The sequence below is a fragment of the Polaromonas sp. C04 genome, assembly GCF_002002705.1.
Taxonomy (GTDB): domain Bacteria; phylum Pseudomonadota; class Gammaproteobacteria; order Burkholderiales; family Burkholderiaceae_C; genus Rhodoferax_A.
In genome coordinates this window covers 385,114-401,011 of record NZ_MUNS01000041.1, presented here as the reverse complement: position 1 = coordinate 401,011, position 15,898 = coordinate 385,114, and the positions used below count along the sequence as shown (strand labels likewise).

General features: G+C 65.3%; 15 protein-coding genes. 10 read left to right on the top strand and 5 right to left on the bottom strand.

The window, feature by feature from the left end:
• Window positions 1-153 precede the first annotated feature (153 nt).
• The 3 genes from B0E49_RS18300 to B0E49_RS18290 are packed head-to-tail and all read left to right on the top strand — an operon-like array spanning window position 154 to window position 1,706.
• The gene (locus B0E49_RS18300; RefSeq protein ID WP_144264619.1) at window positions 154-801 is read left to right on the top strand and encodes a hypothetical protein; all 648 of its coding nucleotides are present in this window, start codon (window positions 154-156) and stop codon (window positions 799-801) included.
• Window positions 802-810: 9 nt separating this feature from the next.
• Window positions 811-1,095, top strand: a complete 285-nt coding sequence (locus B0E49_RS21040; protein ID WP_144264618.1) for a PEP-CTERM sorting domain-containing protein — start codon at window positions 811-813, stop codon at window positions 1,093-1,095.
• Between the two features lie 26 nt (window positions 1,096-1,121).
• A complete protein-coding gene (locus B0E49_RS18290) occupies window positions 1,122-1,706 on the top strand; it encodes a YqiA/YcfP family alpha/beta fold hydrolase (protein WP_077564004.1) in 585 nt (194 codons plus the stop codon).
• Between the two features lie 58 nt (window positions 1,707-1,764).
• Here B0E49_RS18290 and B0E49_RS18285 read toward each other — a convergent pair whose 3' ends face one another.
• Window positions 1,765-2,664: a LysR family transcriptional regulator gene (locus tag B0E49_RS18285; protein ID WP_077564003.1), complete on the bottom strand. Its 900-nt coding sequence runs from the start codon at window positions 2,662-2,664 to the stop codon at window positions 1,765-1,767.
• A gap of 103 nt (window positions 2,665-2,767) precedes the next feature.
• On the opposite strand from B0E49_RS18285, the gene B0E49_RS18280 reads away from it, so the two are divergent.
• From B0E49_RS18280 to ruvC, 7 genes are all read left to right on the top strand, one after another.
• Window positions 2,768-4,402, top strand: coding sequence for an NADH-quinone oxidoreductase subunit L (locus B0E49_RS18280; RefSeq protein ID WP_077564202.1), 1,635 nt, complete (start codon window positions 2,768-2,770; stop codon window positions 4,400-4,402).
• A complete protein-coding gene (locus B0E49_RS18275; protein ID WP_077564002.1) occupies window positions 4,399-6,921 on the top strand; it encodes a YbcC family protein in 2,523 nt (840 codons plus the stop codon). Before B0E49_RS18280 ends, B0E49_RS18275 begins: the two co-directional genes overlap by 4 nt.
• 88 nt (window positions 6,922-7,009) lie before the next feature.
• Window positions 7,010-9,091: a ribonuclease catalytic domain-containing protein gene (locus B0E49_RS18270; protein ID WP_077564001.1), complete on the top strand. Its 2,082-nt coding sequence runs from the start codon at window positions 7,010-7,012 to the stop codon at window positions 9,089-9,091.
• Window positions 9,092-9,093: 2 nt separating this feature from the next.
• A complete protein-coding gene (locus B0E49_RS18265) occupies window positions 9,094-9,942 on the top strand; it encodes an energy transducer TonB (protein ID WP_077564200.1) in 849 nt (282 codons plus the stop codon).
• Between the two features lie 23 nt (window positions 9,943-9,965).
• Window positions 9,966-10,802, top strand: a complete 837-nt coding sequence (gene aroE, locus B0E49_RS18260; RefSeq protein ID WP_077564000.1) for a shikimate dehydrogenase — start codon at window positions 9,966-9,968, stop codon at window positions 10,800-10,802.
• A gap of 7 nt (window positions 10,803-10,809) precedes the next feature.
• The gene (gene mtgA / locus B0E49_RS18255) at window positions 10,810-11,541 is read left to right on the top strand and encodes a monofunctional biosynthetic peptidoglycan transglycosylase (RefSeq protein ID WP_077563999.1); all 732 of its coding nucleotides are present in this window, start codon (window positions 10,810-10,812) and stop codon (window positions 11,539-11,541) included.
• 16 nt (window positions 11,542-11,557) lie between these two features.
• Window positions 11,558-12,106, top strand: a complete 549-nt coding sequence (ruvC, locus tag B0E49_RS18250; protein ID WP_077563998.1) for a crossover junction endodeoxyribonuclease RuvC — start codon at window positions 11,558-11,560, stop codon at window positions 12,104-12,106.
• A gap of 22 nt (window positions 12,107-12,128) precedes the next feature.
• On the opposite strand, the gene B0E49_RS20570 is transcribed toward ruvC, so the two are convergent.
• From B0E49_RS20570 to ftsA, 4 genes are all read right to left on the bottom strand, one after another.
• Complete coding sequence (locus B0E49_RS20570) at window positions 12,129-12,305, bottom strand: hypothetical protein (RefSeq protein WP_168175085.1); 177 nt, start codon at window positions 12,303-12,305, stop codon at window positions 12,129-12,131.
• A 12-nt stretch (window positions 12,306-12,317) separates the two neighbouring features.
• A complete protein-coding gene (gene lpxC, locus B0E49_RS18245) occupies window positions 12,318-13,241 on the bottom strand; it encodes a UDP-3-O-acyl-N-acetylglucosamine deacetylase (RefSeq protein WP_077563997.1) in 924 nt (307 codons plus the stop codon).
• Between the two features lie 36 nt (window positions 13,242-13,277).
• Window positions 13,278-14,510, bottom strand: a complete 1,233-nt coding sequence (gene ftsZ / locus B0E49_RS18240) for a cell division protein FtsZ (RefSeq protein ID WP_077563996.1) — start codon at window positions 14,508-14,510, stop codon at window positions 13,278-13,280.
• 141 nt (window positions 14,511-14,651) lie between these two features.
• Window positions 14,652-15,881 (bottom strand): cell division protein FtsA, encoded by a 1,230-nt coding sequence (gene ftsA, locus B0E49_RS18235; protein ID WP_077563995.1) that lies wholly within the window; start codon window positions 15,879-15,881, stop codon window positions 14,652-14,654.
• Window positions 15,882-15,898 lie beyond the last annotated feature (17 nt).

Below are 15,898 nucleotides of genomic sequence, written 5' to 3'. Positions count from 1 at the left end.
ATCACGGCCTCATTTCCAGAAAGCCAAGGCGGTTTCAAGTCTGAAGCGCAACAGTCTTGAAACCGCCCCAAGCAAAATCTTCATCGTCTAATCTTAGTTGAGCGTCATGGCAGCGCCCTATCTGCCAAGCCACCGTTGCGAAGGGAGATCGAAGTGAAGACCAACACTACCATCGACGCACCACAGCTGAGCAACTTGCTGCGAGTGGGCCTACTCGCGTTCACTGTTCTGTGCACCAACTCAGCGTCAGCCGAAGACGCAGTCAAGCGCGCCGAAGTTCCTACGATTAAAGTGGGAGATCGATGGAAGTATGAACAAGCCGATCGCCGCACAGGGGTCAAGGACTCCAAGTTTGATTGGCGCATCACGGCGGTCACGGCCTCGCAGATTGAGGGCACCGAGAACGAGGGCACGCTATTGATGACACCTGATTTAAGCATCATGGAATCATCAACATCGGTAGTGTCGGGGGAGGTAAAGACACTGAGTTTTCCCCTGGAGGTGGGCAAGAAGTGGGCGTACAAGGCTAGCTTTGCAAACAAGGTCACCGGGAGCAAAGGGCGATGGGAACTTAAGGCAACCGTAGTCGCATTCGAGAAGGTGAAGGTACCTGCAGGTGAGTTCGACGCGTTCAAGGTTGAGTACAAAGGGTTCTGGAACAGCGACACAACCCACAGTAATGGTCGACTGGTTTTGGCCAACTGGTACGCGCCGGCAACACGCAGCTTAGTCAAGACCGAATATGACGATGGATACAACAACTGGGTTCGTCAGCTCGTCGAGTTTCAGCTTCAGCCCTGACGTCTTTCGTTGCGCGCGCCAGGTGACGCCCTACCCATCACTCTGACATTGCAGGCGACGGGCAGTCAAACACAAAATGGTGATTTGTGGATTGAGACTGCAAACGGATTTATCGACCCCTTGTATCTCGACCCTGAATGGACAGCAGAGCACCCCGGCTATTCGATCGTTACCGACGGAGTCGGCAACGCGGCGCCGGCCACTCCAAACGCCGTTCCCGAACCTTCGACCTATGCGCTCATGCTGATGGGGCTGGGAGCGCTCGCAAGAGCTCGCCGCCGACATAATTTGTAGCAGGGCCGACTTCGTATGATGGCGCCATGCCCACCACCCACCTGCTCTACCTGCACGGTTTTCGCTCCTCGCCCCATTCCGCCAAGGCGCAAAAAGTTGCCGCGCGCGTCCAAGCGCAGCACCCCGGCGTGACCTGGTGGTGCCCGCAGCTGCCGCCCTCGCCGCGCGAAGCCATGGCGCTGCTGATGCACTGCATTGCCGCGTGGCCACACGAATCGATGGCCGTGGTGGGCTCGTCGCTGGGCGGGTTTTACGCGACATTTGTGGCCGAGCAGACCCATTGCAAGGCCGTGCTACTGAACCCGGCCATTGCCCCGGCGCGCGACCTGCAAAAGTACGTGGGCGAGCAAACCGCCTGGCACGACCCCGCCGATCACTTTTTCTTCAAGCCGGAATTTGTGGACGAGCTGCGCGCCCTCGAATGCGGCCCGGTGGCCGACCCGCGCAACTATTTCGCCGTGATCGCCAAGGGCGACGAGGTGCTGGACTGGCGCGAGATGACGGCGCGCTATCCCGGCGCGCGCATCCGGCTGCTGGAGGGCAGCGACCACGCCCTGAGCGACTTCGACGCCCAGATCGACGAGGTGTTCGAGTTTTTGCAGCTGGCGTGACGACGAGTCCACTACCGCCACCCGCAGGCGCTGCGCCGGGCAAGTCTTGCCGGTGCGGCTACAGCGCCCCCAGCACCGCGGCTTCGGGCTGCTTGCGCAACGCTCGCAGCAAAGGCGGCTCGAATTGGCGCCGCACCGAAATGGCGTAGAAATTCTCAAACAGATCCGGCACCACTCCGTATTCCATCAGGCGACCGCTGCGCAATTCGTCCTGCACCACCACGCTCGGCATCAGCGCCACACTGTCGGAATCGCGTGCCAGCAGGCGCATCAGTGCCATATCGTCCACCTCGGCTCTGATGCGGTAACGGATGCCGCGCTGCTCACACATCATGTCGAAGGCCGCGCGGATGTCGTTGTCACGCCCCGGCAACAGCAGCGGCACCTCTGACAAGTCTTGCGGAAAGCGAAACGGCATGCCGGGGGGCCGGACCTTGCCCACCAGGCTGACGGGCTGGCGTGCGACACGCTGGCACCGCCAGGGGTTGTCAGTGCTGGCATGAACACGCTGGTTCGACAGGACAAGGTCCAGTGTGTGGACCCGCAGTCGTGCCATCAGATCGAGCAGGTTCCCTGACTGAAGCACGAGCTCGACATCGTCGCGTTCCAGCAGCGAGCGCATGAAGTTCTCCTGAAAATTGCGCGACAGCGTGGCCACGGCGCCGATGCGGATGACCTGACGTTCGTCGCGGCGCCCCTCGCGCAGCAGCGCCATCAACTCCGTGCCGGCCGCAAAGATCGAATCGGCGTAGCCCAGCGCCAGCTGTCCCGCTTCCGTCAGTTGCAGGCCTCGACCGACGCGCGTGAACAACTGCTGACCAAGCTGCTCCTCCAGTTGCCGGATCTGCGCCGACAGAGCCGACTGCGACACATGCAAGCGCGTCGCGGCGCGGGTGAGATTCCCCTCCTTGGCGACCGCCCAGAAGTAATGCAGATGATGAAAGTTCAGGCGGCTCATTGATAAATAGTTCTGTTTTTTAGATTGAAATTGACTGAAAAATGTATTTTACAGAATGATCAGATGCCGGCAAAGTCTGTTCATTCGCATTCCGGACTTCGTTATGACGCTTCAACTTTTCTCTCCTGTCACCCTGCCGCTGGCACAGGCCATCTGGGTGCTGGCGCCAGCGCTGGCGACCGCGACGGCCGCTCTGCTCGCCAGTCCGCGCCACGACACGGCAACGGCCTGGCGCGCCGCACGGTGGGCCACCGGTGCGGCACTGGGTCTGGCGGCGGCCTTGCTGGTCGCTGCCGCGCTGGGCCTCCATGGCGCCGCCTATGGCCAACGGGTCGACCGTCTGGGCGCGGCGATGCTGCTGCTGGTGGCATTTGTGGGCTGGGTCATCGTCCGCTACTCGCAACGCTACCTGCAGGGCGAAAGCAGGGAGCGCCACTATGTGCGCTGGCTCATGACGACTCTGGCGTCGGTCTTTGTGGTGGTGGCCACCAACAACGTATTGGGGCTGGCCCTGGCATGGATGGGGACGAGCCTGGCGCTGCATCAACTGTTGACTTTTTTTGGTGAGCGGCCCGCGGCCGTCGTGGCAGCGCACAAGAAATTCATCGTCGCGCGCCTGGCCGATTTGTGCATGGCGGGTACTGTGTGTCTTCTGTACCAGGCTTTTGGCACCCTGCAAATAGACCAGATCCTGCTGATGGCGACCCACAGCCCCGCCTTGCCGCTGAGCGCCCGGATCGCGACGGCCCTCATTGCCTGCACCGCGCTGCTGAAATGCGCCCAGTTGCCATTTCACGGCTGGTTGATTCAGGTCATGGAGGCGCCCACCCCCGTATCGGCGCTGCTGCACGCGGGCATCGTCAATCTGGGGGGATTTGTCCTCATTCGCTTCGCTCCGCTGGTGTCACAAGTACCGGCCTCGCAAGTACTTCTGGTGTTGGCAGGGGCTGCCACGGCATCGCTGGCGGCGCTGGTCATGACCACGCGCATCAGCGTGAAGGTGATGCTGGCGTGGTCCACCTGCGCGCAGATGGGCTTCATGCTGGTGGAATGCGGACTGGGCGCGTGGGACATGGCACTCGTCCATCTGTTGGCACATTCGCTGTACAAGGCCCATTCGTTTCTCGGCTCTGGGGGCACCGTGCAAACGAGCTCGGTGGCAAAGCTGTCACCACGCGCCGCAGCTCCGAGCTGGGCGGGGATAGGGGCCGGCGCCCTGGTCGGACTGGGCATGGTGCTGGCCGCGGGCGTGTTATGGACGGCGCTGACGCCCGCCCTGGTTGCCGCACCCGCCATCTGGGTGCTGGCAGGCGTTGTGGGCCTGGCGCTGACACCTTTGATACGGGTGCAGGCCCCGCGACTTGGGGGATTTTGGCTGCCCGCCCTGGCTCTCGCTGCCTTTGGCATCACGTTGATCTACTTTGCCCTGCACGTCCTTTTTGGCATCTGGTTGCAGTCGCCTGCCACCTCAACCATCACGGGACTGTGGGTGATGGTGGCGATCATCTTTGCAGCGCTGTTCGCGGTGCAGTCGCTCGTCACCGTGGCGCCCCGAAGCCAGCTGGCACAGCGCCTGTACCCCTGGTTTTACGGTGGGCTGTTTCTGGACGAGACGTTCAACGGGATCGCGTTCAGGCTGTGGCCACCTCCGGGCCCAGCGGTGACCAAGGCATCGTCGCTGCCAGGCGGAAACTTCATGCCCTTGACCTCGCACCCTGCTGCCGGAGCATCGCAATGAATACGCGTGTCGATACACCCGGGCTTGATGACTCGCCATTGGCCGCGCAGATCACGGCAGCCTGCGCTCGCGTGGCGCCCACCTGGCCGCTGGACCAGAGCATCGCCGTCAACCCCTATTGGGGATGGGTAGACCGCCCCATTTCACACGTCGCGGCCGAACTGGGCACCCTGGCAGGTTCCCCGCTCACCCTGCCGCGCGCATGGTTTCGGGCACAGTGGGCTGCAGGCACGTTACGGCGCGAACATCTGGCGATGGCGGCACAGCGTGACGCACTCACTGGCACCGTGTCCGGCACCCGCCCGCCTGACACCGAAGACACGGTCAACAAGCTGGTGGCGGCGTTGCAAACTGACAATGCGCCGGTGCATCGCCTTTCGCTGGTGACCGATCTGCGCGACAGGGGGACGGCGCCGCGTCCGGGCCTGAGCTGGACTGCACTCGTGACCCATCAGGTCAGCCAGCACTGTGCCGCGTTTTTCGATCGCGGCCAGGCCACCTGGACGATGAATGTGGCACAGGGTTTATACGGCACCTGGCGGCAGCAACTGGTGGCAGATCACGACTTGCCTTGGCGTCAGGGGCGCGCGGCATTCCTGCGCCAACTGGGCGATTTGCCCACCACACCCCGCGCGGCCATTGGCTTCGCCCTGGACGGCATGGCCATCCCCGAAAAGGGCCGCGAGGCTTACCTGACCGCCGTGCTGTTGGCGATAGGCGGCTGGGGCGCCTGGTGCGCGTACTTGCGCTGGCAGGCTCGCCTGGGAGGACGGGACGACGACCAGATCGAGCAGTTGCTGGCAATACGGCTGGCGTGGGAGTGGCTGCTGCACGGGGACGCTGAATCCGGCGACGTGCCGTTTGGCTGGGTGGACCAGTGGGCCAACGCACAGGATGCGGCTCGGCGGCTGCAGGACGTCCAGCGCACGGACTGGCTGCTGCAGCATGCCGTCGAGATCGCCTATCAACAACCGCTGGCTGACGGTTTGATACAGGCCGCACCCATGCCTGGACCTTCTCCCACGCGGGCTGCTGTCCAGGCGGTGTTCTGCATTGATGTGAGGTCTGAGGTGTTCCGGCGCGCGCTCGAGTCGGTCAATCCAGGCATCGAAACCCGCGCATTTGCCGGCTTCTTCGGACTGCCGGTTGAATACTCGCCCCTGGGCAGCGTGCTGGTTCGACCTCAGGTGCCGGGCCTGTTGGCGCCGGCGCAACGTGTGACCGAGAGCGCGGACGAGCCCCATCTGGCGACAGTGCTCACAAAACGGCGCCGCCAGGCACTGCAGTGGCGCCAGCGCTGGGCAAACCTGCGGATGTCGCCTGCATCGGGGTTCAGCTTTGTCGAGTCACTGGGACTGTTGTATGGCGGCAAACTGCTGTCACAGAGCCTGCCCTCGGGCGCGGTGCCCGCACGTTGGGAAGACACGGGTTTGCCGGTCAAGGGCACCTCGGCACTGCGTCCGCGCCTGCCCCGGGCGGCCACCGACCCGGCAGCCACCGCTGCGATGCTTCATGGCATCCTCACCGCCATGGGGCTGGTCGATGGATTTGCGCCGCTGGTGCTGATTGCAGGCCATGGCAGCCAGAGCGCCAACAACCCGCAGGCCGCGGGGCTGAACTGTGGCGCCTGTGGCGGGCAAAGTGGCGATGTGAACGCACGGGCGTTGGCCGACGCACTCAACCTCGCGTCCGTACGGAAGTGCTTGCGCGAGCGCGGCATCAGTATCCCGGACGACACGCACTTTGTGCCCGCGCTGCACAACACGACCACGGACGAGATGACGCTCTACGACACTGAAGCCGTCCCGCAGGCCCTGAGCGCCCGAATGGACGAGCTGCGGCGCTGGCTCGCTGTCGCCGGCGAGCACTCGCGCGCGGAACGCGCGAGCAGCCTGGGACTGGCGGCGCTGAGCCCTCAGCCCGAAGCTTTGCTGCAGTCCTTGCGGCAGCGCGGAAACGACTGGTCCCAGGTTCGGCCGGAGTGGGGCCTGGTGAACAATGCCGCGTTTATCGTGGCGCCGCGCGCACGCACACGGCATATGAATCTGGCAGGTCGCAGCTTCCTGCATGACTACGACTACCGGCTGGACCCTGATCTGAAGATCCTGACCCTGCTCATGACGGCCCCGATGCTGGTCACGAACTGGATCAACATGCAGTATCACGCGTCGACCGTGGATAACCTGCGCTTCGGGAGCGGCAACAAGTTGCTGCACAACGTGGTGGGGGGTGATATTGGCGTGTTCGAGGGCAATGGCGGCGATCTGCGCATTGGCCTGGCGCTGCAGTCGCTGCATGACGGTCAAGTTCTGCGCCACAACCCCTTGCGCCTGAGCGTGTTCATCGAAGCGCCCCGCAGTGCCATCGACCGGGTGATGGCCGAAAACGCGATCGTGCAGCAAGTGGCAGGAAACGGTTGGTTGCACCTTTTCTGCATCGACCCGCAGGACAACGCCATTGCGCAGCACTGGAGGGGCGGTTGGACGACGATTGCCAGGGAGAATGCCAAGGCTGCCTGAATTGTGGCGCTGTGCGAGGGTCCTCGGTGACCAGGAAGGCCCATGACCAGAATATCCTGGTGCCGGCGCGCATGGGACAATCCGGCCCATGTTTGTATTGTTTGAAGAAGCCGGCAAATTCCACGCCGGGCGCGTGCTGTCCGAGGCGGAATCGTCCGCGCAGGTGGAGCTGGACAGCGGCAAGCGCGTCAAGGTCAAGGCCGCCAACCTGCTGCTGAAGTTCGACAAGCCCGCGCCGGCCGAACTGGTGCGCCAGGCGCAGGCCCTGAGCGAGACCATCGAGCTGGAGCTGGCCTGGGAATTTGCGCCCGAGGAGGAATTCGGCTTTGCCGAACTGGCGCGCGACTATTTCAGCGAGCAGGCGACGCTGGTCGAGCAGGCCGCCGCGCTGTTTCGCCTGTTCGAGGCGCCGCATTACTTTCGCCGCGCCGGCAAGGGCCGCTTCCGGAAGGCGCCGGCCGAGATCCTGCAGCAGGCGCTGGCCGGCATCGAGAAGAAAAAACAGCTGCAGGCGCAGATTGCCGCCTGGGCCGCCGAGCTGGGCCAGGGCCAGTGCCCGGCGCCGATCCGCGAGCAGCTCTACAAGATTTTGTTCCGCCCCGACAAGAACGCGCCCGAGTACAAGGCCGTGGTCGAGGCGTCGCGCGCCACCCATACCGCGCCGCTGGCCCTGCTGCAGCAGGCCGGCGCGATCGATTCGCCCTACCAGTTCCACTGGAAGCGCTTTTTGTTCGAGAACTTCCCCAAGGGCACGGGCTTTCCCGCCGTCACGGCACCGCAGCCACCGGACGAGCTGCCGCTGGCGAGCGTGCAGGCGTACTCGATCGATGACTCGCACACCACCGAAATCGACGATGCGCTGTCGGTGCAGGGCCTGGGCACGGGCACCGTGGTGCTGGGCATCCACATCGCCGCGCCGGGCCTGGCCATCACGCCCGGCAGCGCGCTCGACCAGCTCGGCCGCCATCGGCTCTCGACGGTCTACATGCCGGGCTACAAGATCACCATGCTGCCCGACGAGGTGGTGCAGATCTACACGCTCGACGAAGGCCGCGCCAACCCCGCCGTGTCGCTGTACGTGACGATCGACGAAGCCACGCTGGCCATCACCGCCACCGAAACCCGGTTGGAGCGCGTGCCCGTCAGCGTGAACCTGCGCCACGACCAGCTCGACCACATCGTCACCGAGGCCTGGCTGGCCGATCCGTCGATTCATGCTGAAAACACGCCGCAGCCCTTGCTGGACTTGCGCGAACAGCTCTCATTTTTGCACCGCCTCGCCAAGAGCCTGAAAGCCCGGCGCGAAGTGGTGCGCGGCAAGCCCGAGACCTTCAACCGGCCCGACTACAACTTCAGACTGGTCGGCAACATCGGCGCCGAGCCGAACGGCAGCGAGCAGGTGCAGATCGGCACGCGCCAGCGCGGCGCGCCGCTGGACTTGATCGTGGCCGAGGCCGCGATCGTCGCCAACAGCACGTGGGGCAACTGGCTGGCCGAACTGGGCGTGCCCGGCATCTACCGCAGCCAGGCCAGCCTGCTGCCCGGCGTCAAGGTGCGCATGGGCACCAAGGCCCTGCCGCACGCCGGCATTGGCGTGAAGAGCTACGCCTGGAGCACCTCGCCGCTGCGCCGTTACACGGATCTGGTGAACCAGTGGCAAATCATTGCCTGCGCGCGCCACGGCAAAACGGCGGCGCTGGCCGCGCCGTTCAAGCCCAAGGATGCCGAGCTGTTCTCCATCATTTCCAGCTTTGATGCGACCTACGCCGCCTACAACGACTACCAGCGCGGCATGGAGCGCTTCTGGACGCTCAAGTACGTGCAGCAGCAGGGCATGACCGAGCTGACCGGCACCGTCTTCAAGGAAGGCCTGGTGCGCGCCGACGATCTGCCGCTGGTGCTGCCCGTGCTCGGCACGCAAAGCCTGCCGCGCGGCGCCCGCGTGCGTGTGCGGTTAGGGGCGATCGACGAGATCACGCTGGATGTGAACGGCACGGTGATCGAGCGGCTGGATCAGGCACCCGAGGCGGCCTCGCAGGAGGACGAAGGCGACGAGGACGACGCCGTGGCCGGCCCGATCGCCATTGCCGTGGACGTGAGCGAAGCCGAGGCCGAGGCCGAGGCCGAGGCCAAAACCGGGGCGGCCACCAGCGATAATCCATCCCCGTGAAACTGCGGTCCTTCAGCACCCTCCAGCTGGCGCTTGGCGCGTCCATCGCGGTCCACGCGGGGCTGCTGACCGTGCGCTTCGTGGACCCGGAGGGCTTCAACCGCGTGTTCCAGGACACGCCGCTGGAAGTCATCCTGGTCAACGCCAAGTCGAACGATCGCCCCGACAAGGCCACGGCCATCGCGCAGGCCTCGCTGGCCGGCGGGGGCGAGGCCGACAAGGGGCGCGCGACCACGCCGCTGCCGCCCTCGGCGCTGACCGAAATGGGCGATGCCGCCGAAGATGCGCAGCGCAAGGTCGAGGCGCTGCAGCAGCAGCAAAGCCTGATGCTGGCGCAAGTCAAAAGGCTGCTCGCCGCGCTGCCGCCGGCGGATCCCAAGGAGGCCAGCGACAACCCCGAAGCCCAGGCCCGGGAGGACAAGCGGCGCCAGCTGGTCAAGCTGCTGGCCGAGATCGAACGGCGCGTCAACGAAGAAAACGCGCGCCCCAAAAAACGCTACATCAGCCCGGCCACGCGCGAGGAGGTCTATGCGGTGTATTACGACGGCTTGCGCCACAAGATCGAGGACCGCGGCACCGAGCATTTTCCGGAAATGAGCGGCAAGAAGCTGTACGGCGAGCTGACCATGATCCTGACCGTCAACTTTGACGGGCGCGTGGTGTCCACCGAAGTGGTGGATCCTTCGGGCAGTCCCGCGCTGGACCGCCGCGCCGAGGCGATTGCGCGCAGCGCCGGGCCGTTCGGTCGTTTCAGCGACGCCATGCGGCGCCAGGCCGACCAGATCGTGGTGGTCTCGCGCTTTCGCTTCACGCGCGACGAAACGCTCGAGACCAAGCTGACCGGCCAGTGAACCGGCGCGCGCAACGAATGAACATGGATCTTTACTGCGTCATGGGCAACCCGGTGGAGCACAGCAAGTCGCCGTGGATTCACGCGCGCTTTGCCGAACTCACCGGGCAGCGCCTGCACTACGGCAAGCGGCTGATCCCGCTGGCCAACTTTGCCGCGTCGCTGCGCGAGTTCATGGTTGACGCCGCCGGCACGGCCCGGGGCTGCAATATCACGGTGCCGTTCAAGTTCGAGGCTGCGGCCGTGGCCAGCCAGGTCAGCGCGCGCGCGGAGCTGGCGCGCGCGGCCAATATCCTGAGCTTCGAAGCCGACGGCATCCACGCCGACAACACCGACGGCATCGGCCTGGTGGACGACATTCAGCGCAACGCGGGCGTGGCGCTGGCGGGCCGTGACGTGCTCTTGATCGGCGCGGGCGGCGCCGCGGCCGGCGTGCTGGGCCCCTTGATCGAGGCGCGGCCGGCGCGCATCGCGATTGCGAACCGCACCCACGCGAAAGCCGTGGCCCTGGCCGAGCGCCACCAGGCGCTGGCATTGCTACAAAAAACAGAGCTTCTGACTCCCGACCTGCAAGGGCTGGAGGGCAATTTCGACGTGATCATCAACGCCACGGCGAGCAGCCTCAGCGGCGCCGGCGTGCCGGTTCCCGCCAGTGTCTTGAGGCCCGGCGCGCTGGCCTACGACATGATGTACGGCCCGGCCGCGCGCGGCTTCATGGCCTGGGCACTCGAACATGGCGCCGTGCCGCGCGACGGGCTGGGCATGCTGGTGGAGCAGGCGGCCGAGGCCTTTTTGATCTGGCGCGGCGTGCGCCCCCCTTCGGCCCAGGTGCTCGCCGAGTTGCGCGCCGTCATGGAATGAAGCGCGCATGAAACCCCTGCTGCGCTGGATCGGCCTGCTCATCGCCGCCTTCCTCGCCCTGCAACTGTTTTTTGTGGCGCGCATTGCGCTGATGCTGGTGGTGCACCCCGAGTCCACCACGTTCCAGCGCTCCGAGGCGTGGCGCCTGGCGCGCGAGCACGGCGAGCTGCGCTGGCGCCAGCAGTGGGTGCCGTATGCGCAGATCTCGGACAACCTCAAGCGCGCCGTGATCGCCTCGGAAGACGACGATTTCGTGAATCACGACGGCGTCGAGTGGGAGGCCATCGAGAAGGCCTGGCAGAAAAATGCCAAGGCCGAAGAGCTCGCGGCGCGGCGCGCCCTGCAGGCCCGCCCCAGCAAGAAACCGCCAAAGATCGTCGGCGGCTCCACCATCAGCCAGCAACTGGCGAAAAACCTGTTTCTCTCGGGCGAGCGCACGCTGCTTCGCAAGGGCCAGGAATTTGTGCTGACCATGCTGCTCGAACACATCCTGGGCAAGCAGCGCATCCTGGAGATTTACCTGAACAGCGTGGAATGGGGCGAGGGCGTGTTCGGCGCCGAAGCCGCGGCCCAGCACTATTACCGCAAACCCGCGTCCCGACTCACGGCCTACGAGGCCGCACGGCTGGCCGTGATGCTGCCGCGGCCCAAGTATTTCGAGAAGGTGCCGCGCTCGGGCTACCTGTCCAGCCGCGCCTCGACCATCGTGGCGCGCATGCGCGACGCCGAACTGCCGTGAGCGTCAGCTTCGCACCATGAGAATTCTCGGCATCGACCCCGGCCTGCAAACCACCGGCTTCGGCGTGGTGGACGTGGCGGGCTCGGCGCTCAGCTATGTGGCCAGCGGCACCATCCGGACCACGCATCTGGAGCGCGGCGACCTACCGGGCCGACTCAAGGTGCTGTTCGACGGCATCACCGAGGTGGTGGCGCGCTACCAGCCCGATGCGGCCTCGGTCGAGATCGTCTTCGTCAACGTCAACCCGCAGGCCACGCTGCTGCTGGGTCAGGCGCGCGGCGCCTGTGTGACGGCGCTGGTCTGCGGCGCCCTGCCAGTGGCGGAGTACACCGCGCTGCAGATGAAGCAGGCGGTCGCGGGCCACGGCAAGGCTGCCAAGGCGCAGGTGCAGGCCATGGTGCAGCGCCTGCTGCAATTGCCCGGCCTGCCCGGCACCGACGCGGCCGACGCGCTCGGCCTGGCCATCACGCACGCGCATGTGGGCCAGTCCATGCACCGGCTGGGGCAGGCCACAGAGCTGCAGCGCAAGAGCAGCGGGATGTACAAAGCGGGACGCAGCCGCTGAGGCCCGGCCAGCGAACGCAGCACTAGGCGATGCGCTGGACAATCAGCACCGCGAAGAAGCCGAAGGCGGCAAGCAGGGTGCCGATGACGATGCGCAGCCCGAATTTCCTGTATTTGGACTGCCCGGTGACCGCGTAGAGCGCGAAGGAGATCGCTGCACCCAGCAGCAGCACGAAGAAGAGCCCGCGAAACAGCGCCATGGCGGCGGGCGGCTACCAGGCCCGCGCCAGCTGGGAAAAGCCGCTGGGCGCGAGTTTCTCGTCGTCGAACGTGACGACCTCGTAGGCGTCGGGGCGCGACAGCAGTTCGCGCAGCAGCTTGTTGTTCAGCGCGTGGCCGGACTTGAAGGCGCTGTAGCTGGCCAGCAGCGGCTTGCCCAGCATGTACATGTCGCCCATGGCGTCGAGGATCTTGTGCTTGACGAACTCGTCGTCGTAGCGCAGGCCGTCGGCGTTCAGCACCTTGTAATCGTCGATCACGATGGCGTTGTCGAGCCCGCCGCCCAGCGCCAGGCCGTGGGTGCGCAGCATCTCCACGTCTTTCGTGAAGCCGAAGGTGCGCGCGCGCGCAATGTCGCGGCTGTACGAGCCGGTGCTCAGGTCGAACACGACGCGCTGGCCGGACGAATCGACCGCCGGATGGTTAAAGTCGATCTCAAAGCTGAGCTTGTAGCCGTTGAAGGGCTCGAGCCGGGCCCACTTCAGCGTTGCGCCCTCGCCTTCACGCACTTCGACCGGCTGGGTCACGCGGATAAAGCGCTTGGGCGCGTTCTGCAGCGCGATGCCGGCGCTTTGCAGCAGGAACACGAACGATGCCGCCGAGCCGTCCATGATGGGGACTTCTTCGGCGGTGATGTCCACGTAAAGGTTATCGATGCCCAGGCCGGCGCAGGCCGACATCAGGTGCTCCACCGTGGCAACCTTGCCCGCACCGTGCGACACGGTGGTGGCCATGCGGGTATCGGTCACGGCAGTGGCCAACATGGGAATGTCCACCGGCACCGGCAAATCCACGCGGCGAAACACGATGCCGGTATCGGGCTGCGCGGGCCGCAGCGTGAGCTCGACCCGCTGGCCGCTGTGCACGCCGACGCCGACCGCGCTGGTCAACGTCTTGAGGGTTCGTTGCTGGAGCATGCCGCGATTTTAATTGACGGCTGCACCAGCGCCCCATCAATCGGCCTGTTTGCGCAGGAAAGCCGGAATCTCGAAGTCATCCATGCCGCCGGAAGACAGTGCGTCGACCTTGGCCGCCGCCTGTGTGCGGTTGGTACGCCACACGCTCGGCACCGTCATATTGCCGTAGTCAGGCTGGGCGTTGCCCGCGTGCATCGCGCCGGCGCCGCCAACGCCCGCCAGGGCCGAGTTCAGGTTCGGCACATTGAACGGAATGTTGTCGGTACCGGTGCGCAGCACCTGCAGCGGCGGCGCGGTGCGGCGCATGCCCTGGCGGCTCAGGCCCGTGGCCACCACCGTGACGCGAATCTCGTCGCCCAGGTTGTCGTCGTAGGCGGCGCCGTAGATCACGTGGGCGTCGGGCGCGGCGTAGGCGCGGATGGTGTTCATGGCGAGCTTGGATTCGCTCAGCTTGAGCGAGCCCTTGGTCGCCGTCACCAGCACCAGCACGCCCTTGGCGCCGGACAGGTCGATGCCCTCGAGCAGCGGGCAGGCCACCGCCTGCTCGGCCGCGATGCGCGCGCGGTCCGGGCCGCCGGCCACGGCGGTGCCCATCATGGCCTTGCCGGGTTCACTCATCACGGTGCGCACGTCTTCGAAGTCGACGTTCAGGTGGCCCGGCACATTGATGATTTCGGCAATCCCGCCCACGGCATTCTTCAGCACGTCATTGGCGTGGCCAAAGGCTTCGTCCTGGGTCACGTCGTCGCCCAGCACTTCGAGCAGCTTCTCGTTCAGCACCACGATCAGCGAATCGACATTGGCCTCCAACTCGGCCAGGCCCTGGTCCGCATTCGTCATGCGGCGCCCGCCCTCGAAGTCGAACGGCTTGGTCACCACGCCGACAGTGAGGATGCCCATTTCCTTGGCCACGCGCGCAATCACGGGTGCGGCGCCGGTGCCGGTGCCCCCCCCCATGCCGGCCGTGATGAACAGCATGTGCGCGCCGTCGATGGCCGCGCGGATTTCGTCCAGCGCGGCTTCGGCGGCCTCGCGGCCCTTCTCGGGCTTGCTGCCGGCACCCAGGCCGGTCTGCCCGAGCTGGATGGTTTTGTGCACGGCGGAGCGGCTCAGCGCCTGCGCATCGGTATTGGCGCAAATGAACTCAACGCCCTGCACATTGCGCAGGATCATGTGGTCGACCGCGTTGCCACCACCACCACCCACGCCGATCACCTTGATCTGCGTGCCCAGGTTGAACTCTTCCACTTCAATCATTTCGATGCTCATATATTTCTCCTTAATATTCCAGATACGTTGCAGTTGCCAAAAATTTTTTCAATGCGTGTCAATGAATTCACGAGGGCGGGCCGGTGCGTCGCCATCGCCATCGCGGCCGGCCACGGGCCAGGGAAGAGGTTTTTTGCATGATCAGAAATTCCCCACCACGAAGTCCTTGAAGCGCCCGAACGCGGTCTTCATGGAACCATTTTTTTGTGCCACCTTGAAGCCGCGCAGGCGCGCCAGCCGGGCCTCTTCCATCAGGCCCATGACGGTGGCGGCGCGCGGCTGCGCCACCATGTCGGCCAGCGCGCTGGAATATTTGGGGTTGCCGCGGCGCACCGGCTTCAGGAAGATGTCCTCGCCCAGCTCGACCATGCCGGGCATGACGCAGCTGCCGCCCGTGAGCACGATGCCCGAGGACAGCACTTCCTCGAAGCCCGACTCGCGCACCACCTGCTGCACCAGCGAGAATATTTCTTCGACCCGCGGCTCGATCACGCCGGCCAGCGCCTGGCGGCTCAGCATGCGCGGGCCGCGGTCGCCCAGGCCGGGCACCTCCACCTGCGTGTCGGGATCGGCCAGCAACTGTTTGGCATAACCGCTCTCCACCTTGATGTCTTCCGCGTCCTTGGTGGGCGTACGCAGCGCCATCGCGATGTCGCTGGTGATCAGGTCGCCGGCAATCGGGATCACCGCGGTGTGGCGAATCGCGCCGTTCGTGAAGATCGCCACATCGGTCGTGCCCGCACCGATATCCACCAGCGCCACGCCCAGTTCGCGCTCGTCCTCGGTCAGCACGGCCTGGCTGGAGGCCAGCGCGTTCAGCATCAGCTGGTCCACGTCGAGCCCGCAGCGGCGCACGCACTTGATGATGTTCTCGGCCGCGCTCTGCGCCCCGGTCACGATATGGATCTTGGCTTCCAGCCGGATGCCGCTCATGCCGATCGGCTCCTTGACCTCCTGCCCGTCGATCACGAACTCCTGCGGCTCCACCAGCAGCAGGCGCTGGTCGCTGGAGATGTTGATGGCCTTGGCGGTTTCCATCACGCGCGCCACGTCGGCCGGCGTGACTTCCTTGTCCTTCACCGCCACCATCCCGCTGGAATTCATGCCGCGGATATGGCTGCCGGTGATGCCGGTGTAGACCCGCGTGATCTTGCAGTCGGCCATCAGCTCGGCCTCGCGCAGGGCCTGCTGGATGCTCGCCACCGTGGCGTCGATGTTGACCACTACGCCGCGCTTGAGACCATTGCTGTGCGCAATGCCGAGCCCCGCGAGCTTGAGCTCGCCGCCGGGCAGCACCTCGGCCACCACCACCATGACCTTGGCGGTTCCGATGTCCAGTCCAACGACCAGGTCCTTGTATTCTTTTGCCATATGAATTCCGTTTTCTC

Excerpts from the sequence above, each read along its gene's own strand:
- mtgA (WP_077563999.1), top strand. The coding sequence starts at position 10,810 with ATGAAACCCCTGCTGCGCTGGATCGGCCTGCTCATCGCCGCCTTCCTC.
- B0E49_RS18280 (WP_077564202.1), top strand. The coding sequence starts at position 2,768 with ATGACGCTTCAACTTTTCTCTCCTGTCACCCTGCCGCTGGCACAGGCC.
- ruvC (WP_077563998.1), top strand. The coding sequence starts at position 11,558 with ATGAGAATTCTCGGCATCGACCCCGGCCTGCAAACCACCGGCTTCGGC.
- lpxC (WP_077563997.1), bottom strand. The coding sequence starts at position 13,241 with ATGCTCCAGCAACGAACCCTCAAGACGTTGACCAGCGCGGTCGGCGTC.
- aroE (WP_077564000.1), top strand. The coding sequence starts at position 9,966 with ATGGATCTTTACTGCGTCATGGGCAACCCGGTGGAGCACAGCAAGTCG.
- B0E49_RS20570 (WP_168175085.1), bottom strand. The coding sequence starts at position 12,305 with ATGGCGCTGTTTCGCGGGCTCTTCTTCGTGCTGCTGCTGGGTGCAGCG.
- B0E49_RS18275 (WP_077564002.1), top strand. The coding sequence starts at position 4,399 with ATGAATACGCGTGTCGATACACCCGGGCTTGATGACTCGCCATTGGCC.
- ftsZ (WP_077563996.1), bottom strand. The coding sequence starts at position 14,510 with ATGAGCATCGAAATGATTGAAGTGGAAGAGTTCAACCTGGGCACGCAG.
- ftsA (WP_077563995.1), bottom strand. The coding sequence starts at position 15,881 with ATGGCAAAAGAATACAAGGACCTGGTCGTTGGACTGGACATCGGAACC.
- B0E49_RS18285 (WP_077564003.1), bottom strand. The coding sequence starts at position 2,664 with ATGAGCCGCCTGAACTTTCATCATCTGCATTACTTCTGGGCGGTCGCC.
- B0E49_RS18290 (WP_077564004.1), top strand. The coding sequence starts at position 1,122 with ATGCCCACCACCCACCTGCTCTACCTGCACGGTTTTCGCTCCTCGCCC.
- B0E49_RS18270 (WP_077564001.1), top strand. The coding sequence starts at position 7,010 with ATGTTTGTATTGTTTGAAGAAGCCGGCAAATTCCACGCCGGGCGCGTG.